Here is a 12,550-nt window from a genome sequence, read left to right on the forward strand (position 1 = left end):
ACGTCATGAATCGGTGGATCCTACGCGCGTGCACGCTGTTTGCGATTTTCGTCGCGACCCCGTGCGTGGCGCAGGTCGAAGGGGCGCCGGTCGACAAGGCGCAAGTCGACAAGGCGCTAGACGACGTCAAGGCGACGATGGGCATCGATCCGCAGCTGACGGTGCAGAAGGCGATTGCCGCGCGCCAGCTCGCTCAGCGTATGGCGGAGCCGGATCGCGACGTCGAGATCGCCACGGCGCTGTGGCTCCAGGGTGTCGCGTCCAATTTCAGCGGCAAGCCCGCCGCCGCGGGCCAATTGCTGGCGCAAGCGCTGATCATCACCGAACGGGCTGCGAAGGGCAGCAAACTCAACGCCGATATCTTGCTTGCCCGGGGCAGTTGGAATGCCGACAAGGCCGACATCGCCAACGCGTTGCGCGACTATCAAGCGGCGCACGACCTCTATCGCGCGATCGGCGATACGACTGGCCAAGCCAAGGCGTTGATCGGCATTGCCGGGATCTACCTTGATGCCAACGATTTCGATGGCGCGATCAAGAACAGCGACAAGGCGCTCGCGGTCGGCAGCAACGACCCTCAACTGCTGAGCACGATCCACGGCAACCGCGGCGACGCGCTCCGCGAATTGAAACGCTATGACGAGGCTGAAGTCGAGTTTCAGAAGGCGCTCAAATTCGCGCGACAAAGCCGGAATCCGGCCCTCGAAGCGATGGTGTTGCGCAATCTGGCCCGAAACGAATTGTGGGCAGGGAGGCTCGACGACGCCGAAAGGACAATCGCACAGGGCTTCCGCCTGACCGACAGTTCCTCGCGCGACGATGCTGCCCAGCTCTGGGCGCTTGCCGCCAAGGCCGCGTTCGAGCGTCGCAAGCTGACCGAGGCGCGCGCGAAGATCGAACGAGCCTTTGCGTTGGCGGGGAGCGCGGTCGACACCGTGGCATTCTGGCAGGCGCACACGACGGCCTATGACATCTACAAGGCCCTTGGCGACACGCCGCAAGCGCTGCACCAGCTCGAGGTGATTCGCGCGATCGATGAAAAGACGACGACGACCGCGCGATCGAATAACACCGCGCTGATGAGCGCAAAGTTCGACTTCGCCAACCAGGAACTCCAGATCGCCAAGCTGCAGGCCGACGAGGCCAAGAGGCGCGCCGATGCGCAATTCTGGATATTCGTCGCCACCGCGACCGTTTCGATCGTGGTGTTCGGCATGCTGAGCTTCGGCCTGATCACGATTCGTCGCAGCCGGAACCAGGTGCGCGCGGCCAATGTCGACCTCGAAGCGAGCAATGCCGCTCTAGGCAAGGCGCTGGCTGCCAAGACCGAATTCCTGGCCACTACCAGCCACGAAATTCGAACGCCGCTGAACGGGATCCTGGGGATGACTCAGGTGATGCTGGCCGACCGACGGCTAGATCCCGCGATGCGCGATCGCATCGGCGTGGTGCATGGTGCTGGCGTGTCGATGCGCGCGCTGGTCGACGACATTCTCGACGTGGCCAAGATGGAGACGGGCAATCTGACGATCGAGCGCGCGCCGGTCGACCTGGCGGCGATGCTGCGCGACGTATCGCGCATGTGGCAGGATCAGGCTGCCGCGAAGGGTGTCGGATTCGAACTCGATGTCAGCGAAGCGCCGTCCCGGATCGAGAGCGATCCGGCGCGTTTGCGGCAAATTGCGTTCAATCTGCTTTCCAATGCTCTGAAATTCACCCAAAATGGATATATTCACGTCCGGTCGGGGGTGATTCAGGGGGCCGACGGCGAATACGTGACCATCGAAATCCGCGATACGGGGATCGGGATCCCGCCGGACAAGCTCGAACTTATCTTCGAGTCGTTCCGTCAGGCTGACGCCGGCACCACGCGTCAGTTCGGCGGCACCGGCCTAGGTTTGGCGATTTGCCGCAACATTGCACGGGCGATGGGCGGCGACGTCACCGTGGCGAGCGTTCCGGGCGAGGGGTCTACGTTTACGGTGGCGGTCCCCTTGGTTCGCGTCGCCGAAGAACAGGCTACAGCGATCGACGACGAGCAAGGCAAGGCTCTGCTGATCCTCGACAAGAATCCGATCAGTCGAGCGATGCTCAAGACTTTATTCGCCCAGCGTTTTCCTTCGGTGAAGATCGCCGGATCGATCGACGATGCCGCCGCGATGTTGAAAGAAGGTGGAATCCAGCGGATTCTTACCGACGAAGCGACGATGGGGATGGACGGCGACGTGGAGGCGGGAATCGCGCGCCTGAACGGTGCGCCGATATCATTGCTATGGACAAGCCCGGATGCCGCCGACCGCACCCGGTTAACCGCGGCAGGCGTAGATCAACTGATTGCCAAGCCGATTGCCGGCGCCGCGTTGGTTCAAACAATCGTTTCGGTAGCGAAAGATGAAGATGTTGATAGTCGGGCCGCTTAGGCGGATAGGGGGATCGACCATGATCTCTAATGCCCCCCACGCTGCGGTCCGGACCGGTCCGCTACGATGAACGTGCTTTTCATTGAGGATGATCCGATGAATCGGCGCGTCGTCGCCGACATGCTGGACGTGGCGGGGGCGGCAATGACCGAGGCGGAAAGCGCCGAGATCGGTCTGAAACTGATCGACGAGCGCGATTTCGACATGGCGCTGGTCGACCTGCGCATGCCGGGGATGGATGGCATTACCGCGATCCGACGCATTCGTGAGCGGCCCGATGCCAAAGCCAAGCTGCCGATCATCGTCGTTACGGCTGATACCGCGATCGACCTGCGCGAACGCTGCATCGCGGCGGGCGCCAACGAGGTGCTGTTCAAGCCGGTCGCGATGGACGCTCTGTTCGAGGCGATGGGGCGCATTCTCGCCAGCGGCGAGGGCGACGTGATTCTTTAGCGCTATTTTGGCTTCGCTGGGTCGGTGCCGGTTTCAGCTTCAATGAAAAGGATCTTAGCCATTTCGGCTCGCCCGCGCTCGTGGCAAGAGCGCTGCCATGATCGAACGTCTTTCCGCTGAACCGCGGCCGCTCGGTAGAAGCGGCATCCTCGTCTCACCGATCGCCTGGGGCATGTGGCGGCTGCGCGGTGACGATATCGCCGGCGCCACGGCGCTGATCGAAGCGGCGCTCGATAGCGGAATCACGCTGTTCGACACGGCCGATATCTATGGATTCAACGGCACGAGCGGATTCGGCGATGCCGAGACGGCGCTAGGTCGCGTGCTGCAAGGCGCGCCTGAATTGCGGGCGCATATGGTGGTGGCGACCAAGGGAGGGATCATTCCCGGGGTGCCGTATGATTCGAGTCCGGCCTATCTCGAGCGCGCGCTCGACGCATCGCTGCGACGCCTGGGTATCGAGCAGGTGGATCTCTGGCAGGTCCATCGTCCGGATCTGCTTGCGCATCCTCAGGAGCTGGCGGCTGCGCTCGAGAAGATGATCGCAAGTGGGAAGACCCTGGCGATCGGTGTGTCCAACTTCACGCCGGCGCAGGTCGCGGCCCTCGAAAGCTTCCTTACCGTGCCGCTGGCGAGCACCCAGCCCGAATTCTCGCCGCTACACACCGATCCCCTCTGGGATGGCACGCTCGACTTGGCGATGACGCGCGATCATGCCGTCCTGGCTTGGTCGCCGCTAGGCGGTGGGAGGCTCGGTCAGAACGGACCGGTTGCGGCCTTGTTGGAAGGGAAGGGCGCACAACATGGCGTCTCCGCCGTAGCTGCGACTTATGCCTGGCTGATGGCGCATCCGGCGCGGGTCATTCCGATCGTCGGCAGTCAGCGCGTCGAGCGAATCCTTGAGACGCGCGACGCCTTCAAGGTCGAATGGTCGCGTGCCGAATGGTACGGCGTCTTGCAGGCATCGATGGGAAAGAAACTACCCTGACCGTCGGTCGCGATATCGCGATGATGGAGGCCCGTGCCGGAATCGAACCGGCGTAAACGGATTTGCAGTCCGGTGCGTAACCACTCCGCCAACGGGCCTCGAAGGCGTGGTAAGGCGCGGGGCTTTGCGCATCGGACGGCCTCAAGTCAACAGCGGCTTTATATGACGTTTGTAATTTAATGCGCTATTGCGGGTTGGCGTGCGGCGCAGCGCACCATATAGCAGCCGAGCGGCATGAAGTGTGTTGCATACGTAAAACAGTTATGCGATTGGGCGGGCTATGAACAATTTGGCGCCAGGGACGGTCGGCGAGGATATCAGCTTCGAGGCGATGCGCCATGCCATGGTGCAGAGCCAGTTGCGCACCAACGCGGTCAACGATCCGCGCGTGGTGACTGCGATGGCCAGGGTGCCGCGCGAGGCGTTCGTCCCCGAAAGCGCGCGCCGGCTCGCCTACCGCGACACTGCTGTAGCGATCGGTAGCGGCCGTTACCTCAACCTGCCGATCGCCACCGGCAAATTGCTGACCGAGGCCTATCTGGAGCCCGGCGACCGGGTGCTGCTGATCGGCGCCGCCGGCGGTTATACTGCCGCTGTGCTGTCCAGTCTGGTACGTTCGGTCGTCGCCGTCGAAAGCGATGCCGATCTTGCCGCGCACGCCCGTGCCGCACTGGCGGGTTACGGCAATGTCGAGTTGGTGGAGGGGCCGCTCGATCAAGGTCATGCGCCGGGTGCGCCTTATGACGTGCTGATCGTCGATGGCTGCGTGGAGCTAATTCCCGAATCGCTCGTCGGTCAGGTGATTCCCGGAGGGCGGGTGGTGACCGGGCTGCGCGAACGTGGCGTATCGCGCCTGGCGTCGGGACGTACGATCAAGGGGGCGTTCGGGCTGCGCGCTTTCGCCGACGTGGATTGCGTCGCGCTGCCCGGTTTTTCGGCGCCGCGGAGCTTCGCCTTTTGAAAGAAATGGCGTTTTGAAAGAGGTGGGGATTTGATGCGCGTTTCCGTTTTGCTCGCTGGTGTAGCCATGGTCGCGGTCGCCGCCGTCCCGGCTGCCGCCGACACTCTGCGCGAAGCGCTTGTCAAAGCGTACAACACCAATCCGGGCTTAGCCGCGGAGCGCGCCAATGTCCGTGCGTCCGATGAGAACGTCCCGATCGCCAAGGCGCAGGGACGTCCCAATGTCGGGGTCAGCGGCAACTATACCGAGAATGCCCTGAACAGCAGCCAGAACAGCTTGCTGTCGCCCGATCGCCAGCTTCAGGCGAGCGCGCAACTCGCCGTGCCGGTGTATAGCGGCGGCCGTGTCCGCAACTCGATCAAGGGGGCCGAAACGCGCGTCGAGGCGAGCCGGATGCAGCTGCGCGGCACCGAATCGGATACCTTCGTCGGCGTGGTCGGTGCCTATATGGACGTCATCCGCGACGAAGCGATCGTCGGGCTGAACAAGGAAAATGTGAAGGTGCTGGAGGTCAACCTCCAGGCCGCCAAGGATCGGTTCCAGGTCGGCGACCTGACGCGCACAGACGTCGCGCAGTCCGATGCGCGCCTGTCGGTCGCGCGCGGCCAATTGGAACAGGCCCAGGCCCAGCTCATCTCCAGCAAGGAAAGTTACATCCGGGTGGTTGGCTCGCCTCCGGGACAGCTGGAAGATCCGCCCGCTTTGCCGAACCTTCCCAATGCGCCCGACGATGCGGTCGAGGTTGCGCTCAGGAACAATCCGGTGCTGCTCGCGGCGCAACGCAACAGCGATGCGACACGCTTCGACATCGATGCGGCCAAGGGCGCGCGGCTGCCGACATTGAGCGGCGTCGTCGGCGGCAATTACTTCAATTATCTGGGTTCCTACGGCTCCGGCACCAGCCCGAAGCCGGGTCAGTCCGGCTCGGCTGGCACTGTCGGGCTGCAATTCTCGGTCCCGCTCTATCAGGGCGGCGGCCCGTCGGCACAGGTCCGCCAAGCGCAGGCGCGCCGCGCCCAAGCGCTCGAACAGGCAACCGATACCGAGCGCGGCGTGATCGCGCAGGCGCGCTCGGCTTATGCGATCTGGAAGTCCTCGCTCGAGGTGATCGCCTCGTCGCAACGCGCGGTTGAAGCCAACAAGCTGAGCCTCGAAGGCGTCCGCGCCGAGAATAGCGTCGGCAACCGCACGATCCTCGATATCCTCAATGCCGAGCAGGAATTGCTCAACAGCCAGGTGACCTTGGTGACCGCGCAGCGCGACGCCTATGTCGCCGGCTTCGCCTTGCTCGCGGCGATGGGACAGGCCGAAGCGCGCGACCTCGGACTCGAGGGCGGGGCGCTGTATGATCCGTTGACCAACTACAACCGCGTCAAGGGCAAATGGAGCGACTGGGACATTGATCCGGCCTATAAACCGACCGGTACCAGCACGCGCGATACCCCGCCGCAGGACTCGTCGCAGAAGCGCCCGCTCGACCCTCAGTTGAACGCCCCGGTTGACACGGCCCCCGATCGTCCCGCAAACGAGGCCAAATAGCTCGCGATTTGCGCGAGTTCGTGCGTCGTCAGGAAGCAGGCCGCCTATGGGGGATGTAAGCGCCGAACCGTCGATGGAGGATATCCTGTCCTCGATCAAACGGATCATCGCCGAGGATGTCGAGACCGGCGGGGCATCGCGTGCGCGCCGTCGTCCGGCTCCGCAGCCGACTCCGGTCGAGGTCGCCGAAGAGGATGACGTGCTCGAACTGAACGAGCCCGCGCCCGATTCGGATACCCCATCGATCGCGGCGCCCGTTGCCGCCCAGACTGCCGCGACGCCGGCGCCTGTGCCCGCCGAAAAGATCATCTCTGATGAGACGGCGGAAGCCAGCCGGGCACGGCTTGCCAGCTTGTCGCGGCTCGTCGTCAAGCCCGAAGTAGCGGGTAGCGACACGCTGGAAGGGCTGGTTCGCGATATGCTGAAGCCCATGCTGCGGGACTGGCTCGACGCGAACCTGCCTAGCCTGGTCGAAGCCATGGTCGCCAAGGAAATCGCCCGGATCACCGGTCAGCGCTGAGACTCAAACGCTCGGTCTCCCGCCCAACACGCGTCATTCCCGCTTGCGCGGGGATGACGTAGTCTGTGGCCGACAGACTGCTCCCCAGATCACCGACGAAGCGAGCATTTGCGGCGACGGGTAGTTGCTCGGGCAACCACCTTCTGCTCTACCTCGGGTCATGAAAAAGCTCCTCCTCGCGAGCGTCGCGCTCGCTTCGTTCGCTTTCCCCGCAACTGCGCGCCAACTGACGATCGAAGACGTGACGATGCTCAGCCGCGTCTCGTCGCCGGCGGTATCGCCCGACGGCCGCTGGCTGGTCTGGCAACAGCGTGAGACCGATCTGGCGGGCGACAAGGGGCGTTATGATTTGTGGCGGCTCGATCTGACCGCCAAAGGTGCGAAACCGGAAAAGCTGATCGGCGAATGGGCGGTCAACGAGACCAGCCCGCAATTCTCGCGTGATGGCAAGACCGTATGGTTCCAGTCGGACAAAGGCGGAGAGGACAATGTCTGGGCGATCGCCGTCACCGGCGGTGCGCCGACCCAAGTCACCGACCTGAAGGGTGGTATCGGCGGGTTCAAGGTGGCGCCGACCGAAGACAAGATGCTGATCTGGGCCGACCGCCTGCCCGGCGCGCTCTCGAGCGAGCCCCCCATGGTCAAGAAGCGCGACGATGCCGGCAACGGCCGCACCTTCGACCAGATGTTCATCCGCCATTGGGCGAGCTGGTCCGACGGCACGCGCTCGCAACTGTTCGTGCTGCCGATGGCGAACGGCAAGGCGCCAGGTTACGGCAAGGCGATTGAAGGCGGGCTAGTCGGCGACAGTCCGTCCAAACCGTTTGGCGGCGGCGAAGAAGTGTCCTGGTCGGCGGACGGCAAGACCGTGTACTTCGCGCTGCGAGAGGCGGGGCGGATCGAGCCGCTGTCGACCAATCTCGACATCTTCGCGGCGCCTGCGGACGGTTCGGCCGCGCCGACCAATCTGACCGACGCCAATGACGGCATGGACAACCTTCCCACGGCGTCGCCCGACGGCAAATATCTCGCCTGGTTCGCGATGAAACGTCCAGGCTACGAAGCCGACCGTCAGGTGCTTATGGTTCGCGACCTCGCGACAGGCCAGGTTCGCGCGTTGACCGAGGCTTGGGACCGTTCGGTCGGCTCGATTGCGTGGAGCGAGGACGGCAAGACGATCTACGTCACCGCCGAGGATACGCAGGAAACGCCGATTTTCGCGATCGATCTGAAGTCGGGCAAGCCGACGCGGTTGACGCAGGAAGGCAACGTCTCGGCGGTGGTACCGACCGCCAAGGGACTGGTCTATGCGATGAACTCGTTGACCTCGCCGGACGATTTCTACTGGCTGTCGGGCAAGAAGAGCGCGCGGCTGACCAGCGTGAACGCCGACAAGCTCGCCGGGATCGACATGCCGACGGTGACGCGGTTCAGCTTCACCGGTGTCAATAACGACAAGGTGTGGGGCTATGCGGTCAAGCCGGCCGGCCTCGCCGAAGGCGCCAAGGTGCCGGTCGCGTTCATGGTGCATGGCGGGCCGCAAGGGTCGAGCAACAACAGCTGGTCGTACCGCTGGAACCCGGCCTTGTTCGCCGGCGCGGGTTATGGCCTGGTCGCGGTCGATTTCCACGGTTCGACCGGGTATGGGCAGGGCTTCACCGACGCGATCCGCAACAATTGGGGCGGCTGGCCGCTCGAGGACCTGAAAAAGGGCCTCGACGCTGCGACGACCAAATTCACCTGGCTCGACGGCAACAATGCCTGTGCGCTCGGCGCCTCTTATGGCGGCTATATGATGAACTGGATCGAGGGCAATTGGCCCGACCGCTTCAAGTGCATCGTCCAGCATGACGGCGTGTTCGACGCTCGTGCCATGGCGTACGAAACCGAAGAACTCTGGTTCGACGAATGGGAGCATGGCGGCCATCCTTATTACGAGGATCCTGCCGCGTTCGAGAAATGGAACCCGGTCAATTTCGTCGACAAGTGGAAGACGCCGCAACTCGTCATCACCAGCGAGGGCGATTACCGCATTCCCTATACCCAGGGCATCGCCGCCTTCACCGCCCTGCAGCGGCGCGACATCCCGTCGCGGCTGATCGTCTTCCCCGGCGGCAGCCATTGGGTGCTCAACCCCAAGGAAAGCCGCCAATGGTATCGCGAGGTGCTTGGCTGGATGGGCAAGTGGACGGGGAAGGGCGCGAACTAACTCCTTCCTACCCTCAACAGCGGCCGATCAAGACCGAGTAGCGCTATCGCTTCGTCGCCAGCAATGCCTGCGCGCGCTTGAGATGCGGCATGTCGAGCATGGCGCCGTCGAGACCGACCGTGCCGGCGCCGGGATTGGCGTCGAACGCGGCCAGGACCTTCTCGGCATGCGCAATTTCTTCGGGTGACGGCGTGAAGGCGGCGTTGATCACCGGTACCTGATCGGGATGGATCGCGAGCATGCCGCGAAAACCGGCGCGGCGAGCGCGGCGGGCCATTTTCTCCAGCCCCTGCGCATCACGGAAATCGCCGTGGATGGTCTCGATCGCGCTGACCGATGCCGCGGCCGCGCCAGTCAGGCAGAGCGCACGAAAAAGCTGATAGGGGAAATCGTAATCCCCGTTGTCGTCGCGGTTGCTCGTCGCACCGAGCGCCGTTGCGCTATCCTCCGCGCCCCAACTCAAGGCGCAGAGGCGCGGGCACCCGGCGTAATTGCCGACATCGAACACGCCTACGGCAGTCTCGGTCGCAAGGACGAACACCGGGATGCCGCCGAGCGGAAGGCCGGCGGAGGCCTCCAGCGCCGACAGATAATTGTTCAGCCGCTCGGCATCGGCACGCGTCGCCTTCGGTAGGACGATGCCATCAGGACGCGCGGGCACGACCGCCGCGAGGTCGGGCAGCGCATGCGGCGTATCGAGCGGATTGATCCGTACCCAGTGCGGCTGTCGGCGGTGGGTGGTCTTGAGGTGTGCGGCGACCGACTTGCGCGCTTCCGGCTTGGCGCTTTCGGCGACGGCGTCCTCCAGGTCGATGATCACCAGATCGGCAGCGCTCAGCCCGGCCTTTTCGAGCTTGCGGGGCGAATCGCCTGGAGCGAACAGGAGCGAACGGGCGGCGAGCGGCTGTGTCATGGCGGCGTTCTGGCGCAGGCGAAGGACATGCGCCAGCCCTCTCGCTTTTCGCGTGCGTCGGCGCTAAGCGCCATACCCGATATTCGATAAATGAGAGGATAGAACATGCGCGAAGCCGTCATCGTCTCCACAGCCCGCACCGCCATCGGCAAGGCCAATCGTGGCTATTTCAACAATGCCGAGGCGACCGTGCTGGGGGCACACGTGATGAACGCTGCGGTCGAGAGGGCGGGGATCGATCCGGCGCGGATCGACGACGTGTTCTACGGCGCGGGAAACGAATGGGGGACGCAGGGCTATAACGTCGCGCGCAACACGATCTTCGCGGCAGGGCTGCCGACGAGCGTCCCGGCCTTCACGCTCGATCGCAAGTGCGGTTCGGGCCTGACCGCGATCGCGCTCGCCGCGCGCGGGATCATGTGCAACGAGCTCGACGTGGCATTGGCGGGCGGGATGGAATCGATAACGCTGACCACGAAGCAGGCGGGCAAGCCGTATCAGAACCAGTCGGTGATCGCGAAGAAGCCCTATGCGTATATGCCGATGATCGAGACCGCCGAGGTGGTAGCCGAGCGCTACGGCATCAGTCGCGAGGCGCAGGACGAGTTCGGCGCAATGAGCCAGCAGCGTGCCTATGAGGGGCTACAGAAAGGCGCTTTCGCCGAGGAGATCGTACCGATCACCGTCGAAAAGGCCAATTTCGACAAGGAAGGCAACCAGACCGGCACCGAACAGGTCACCGTGACGCAGGACGAAGGCATTCGCGGCGGCACGACGGCGGAAATCCTGTCGGGCCTGCGCACCGTGTTCAAGGACGGCATGGTGATCAAAGAGGGCAAATACATCACTGCCGGCAACGCCAGCCAGCTGTCCGATGGGGCTTCCGCGCAGATCCTGATGGAGCGCAAGGCGGCCGAGGCCGAAGGCAAGGACATTCTCGGCATCTATCGCGGTTTCCAGGTCGCGGGTTGCGAGCCTGACGAAATGGGCATCGGCCCGGTTTTCGCGATCCCCAAGCTTTTGAAGCGGGCGGGCCTCAAGATCGAGGATATCGGCCTGTGGGAGATCAACGAGGCGTTCGCGTCGCAATGCCTCTATTGCCGCGACACGCTGGGGATCGATCCCGACAAGCTCAACGTCAATGGCGGCGCCATCGCGGTCGGGCATCCGTTCGGCATGACCGGATCGCGGCTCGCAGGTCACGCCCTGATCGAGGGGCGCAAGCGCGGCGTGAAATATGTCGTGGTGTCAATGTGCACGGCCGGGGGCATGGGCGCGGCGGGATTGTTCGAGATTCCGGGCTAAGCATCACCCACGCCCATCACCCCGGACTTGTTCCGGCGTCCAATCCTGCACAATGGAATCCGTCCATTGTTGCCCGTTGGATGCCGGAACGAGCCCGGCATGACGATTGGTAGTGAGGCAGTGACGTCGCTCCGCTGCTTTCGTCTAAAGCAGTCTCATTTGCGCCATCCAACGCTCGACTAGCTGCGGCCACGCGCCGATCGGTTGGTCGCTCTTGCGCAGGCCAAAGGCGTGGCCGCCCTTCGCGAACAGATGTAGCTCGGTCGACACCCCGGCTTTGTCCAGCGCGCTGGCGTACATCAGGCTGTTGCAGATTGGATCGATCGGATCATCCCAGGCCTGGGCGATAAAGGTCGGTGGGGCCGCCTTGTTGACCGGCAGCGTGGGGTCGAACTTGCCGCCGTCGCGACAAATATGGCCGGGATAGAGTGCGATGGCGAAATCGGGGCGGCTGCTGATCCGATCGATCACATCGACGGGCTTGTAGGCGGGGGTCAGAATATTGCTGGTTTGCGCGACCAGATAACCGCCCGCCGAGAAACCCATCACGCCGATCCTGTTGGGGTCGATGTTCAGCGCTTTCGCCTTGGATCGCACCAGCCGGATCGTGCGCTGGGCGTCCTGCAGAGCGCGCATGATCTTGGGCGTGATGTGACGCTTGAGTTTGTCGTCCCAATAATCGTTGCCGCCGGGCGCGCGATATTTCGAGACGATGCATGTGATCCCTCTGGCAATCAGCCAGTCGCAGATCTCGAAGCCTTCCAGGTCGATGAACACCTTTTGGAAGCCGCCGCCGGGAAAGACGATCACGGCGGTGCCGGTATTATGTCCCCTGGCAGGAACGACGGTCACCGTGGGGATGGCGATGTTGTTAACCGCCTGCGACTTGCCGCCATATTCGGGCGGTTCCTTGTAGGTGTCGACGCTTTCCGGTGGCTGCGGGCGAAGCGTACCGTCGGGCGGATTGCCGGGCCAGATCGGCAACTGGACCAAACCTAGCGCGGGCTGCCAGACGCCGACAGTGCGTAGCGGTGGGTTCTTGGCGGGAGCGGGCGCCGCGCTGGTTTTGTTCGACTGCGGTGCGCTTGACGCGCTACAAGCGATTCCGGCCAAAGCCAGCGAACAGAGGAGCAAGGCAACGCGGCGCATGATGATTCTCCCCCGGGGCGGCTTGCTGCAGCTTTCGGTCCTCCTTGGCCCCGTGCAAGCTTTTCTGCGCCGTGTTGCAGCTTGTTGTGGATA

The 12,550-nt window shown here is 63.7% G+C and carries 10 protein-coding genes and 1 tRNA gene; 8 read left to right on the forward strand and 3 right to left on the reverse strand.

Going from position 1 to position 12,550, the window contains the following annotated elements; all coding sequences use genetic code 11:
* The first annotated feature begins 5 nt into the window (after positions 1–5).
* The 3 genes from Q0L25_RS02225 (at position 6) to Q0L25_RS02235 (ending at position 3,861) form a co-directional block, all read left to right on the forward strand.
* Complete coding sequence (locus Q0L25_RS02225) at positions 6–2,420, forward strand: ATP-binding protein (RefSeq protein ID WP_296611283.1); 2,415 nt, start codon at positions 6–8, stop codon at positions 2,418–2,420.
* Between the two features lie 66 nt (positions 2,421–2,486).
* A complete protein-coding gene (locus Q0L25_RS02230; protein ID WP_296611284.1) occupies positions 2,487–2,873 on the forward strand; it encodes a response regulator in 387 nt (128 codons plus the stop codon).
* Between the two features lie 97 nt (positions 2,874–2,970).
* Entirely contained in the window at positions 2,971–3,861 is an 891-nt protein-coding gene (locus Q0L25_RS02235; RefSeq protein WP_296611285.1) for an aldo/keto reductase, read from the forward strand.
* A 24-nt stretch (positions 3,862–3,885) separates the two neighbouring features.
* On the opposite strand, the gene Q0L25_RS02240 is transcribed toward Q0L25_RS02235, so the two are convergent.
* A tRNA-Cys gene (locus Q0L25_RS02240) sits at positions 3,886–3,959 on the reverse strand.
* 182 nt (positions 3,960–4,141) lie between these two features.
* Between Q0L25_RS02240 and Q0L25_RS02245 the strand changes: the two genes are divergently transcribed.
* The 4 genes from Q0L25_RS02245 (at position 4,142) to Q0L25_RS02260 (ending at position 9,090) form a co-directional block, all read left to right on the forward strand.
* Positions 4,142–4,822 carry a protein-L-isoaspartate O-methyltransferase gene (locus Q0L25_RS02245; protein ID WP_296611286.1) on the forward strand — a complete coding sequence of 227 codons (681 nt, stop codon included), beginning with the start codon at positions 4,142–4,144 and terminating at the stop codon, positions 4,820–4,822.
* A 33-nt stretch (positions 4,823–4,855) separates the two neighbouring features.
* A complete protein-coding gene (locus Q0L25_RS02250; RefSeq protein ID WP_296611287.1) occupies positions 4,856–6,361 on the forward strand; it encodes a TolC family outer membrane protein in 1,506 nt (501 codons plus the stop codon).
* Positions 6,362–6,407: 46 nt separating this feature from the next.
* On the forward strand, positions 6,408–6,881 hold the full coding sequence (locus tag Q0L25_RS02255; protein WP_296611288.1) for a DUF2497 domain-containing protein: 474 nt from the start codon (positions 6,408–6,410) through the stop codon (positions 6,879–6,881).
* 160 nt (positions 6,882–7,041) lie between these two features.
* Entirely contained in the window at positions 7,042–9,090 is a 2,049-nt protein-coding gene (locus Q0L25_RS02260; protein ID WP_296611289.1) for a S9 family peptidase, read from the forward strand.
* A gap of 43 nt (positions 9,091–9,133) precedes the next feature.
* On the opposite strand, the gene Q0L25_RS02265 is transcribed toward Q0L25_RS02260, so the two are convergent.
* Entirely contained in the window at positions 9,134–10,003 is an 870-nt protein-coding gene (locus Q0L25_RS02265; RefSeq protein WP_296611290.1) for a CoA ester lyase, read from the reverse strand.
* Positions 10,004–10,108: 105 nt separating this feature from the next.
* Between Q0L25_RS02265 and Q0L25_RS02270 the strand changes: the two genes are divergently transcribed.
* On the forward strand, positions 10,109–11,308 hold the full coding sequence (locus Q0L25_RS02270; RefSeq protein WP_296611291.1) for an acetyl-CoA C-acyltransferase: 1,200 nt from the start codon (positions 10,109–10,111) through the stop codon (positions 11,306–11,308).
* Positions 11,309–11,452: 144 nt separating this feature from the next.
* Here the strand turns inward: Q0L25_RS02270 and Q0L25_RS02275 are convergent, their stop codons facing one another.
* Complete coding sequence (locus tag Q0L25_RS02275) at positions 11,453–12,457, reverse strand: alpha/beta hydrolase (protein ID WP_296611292.1); 1,005 nt, start codon at positions 12,455–12,457, stop codon at positions 11,453–11,455.
* Between the last annotated feature and the right edge of the window lie 93 nt (positions 12,458–12,550).

Source organism: Sphingomonas sp., assembly GCF_024508665.1.
GTDB lineage: Bacteria > Pseudomonadota > Alphaproteobacteria > Sphingomonadales > Sphingomonadaceae > Sphingomonas.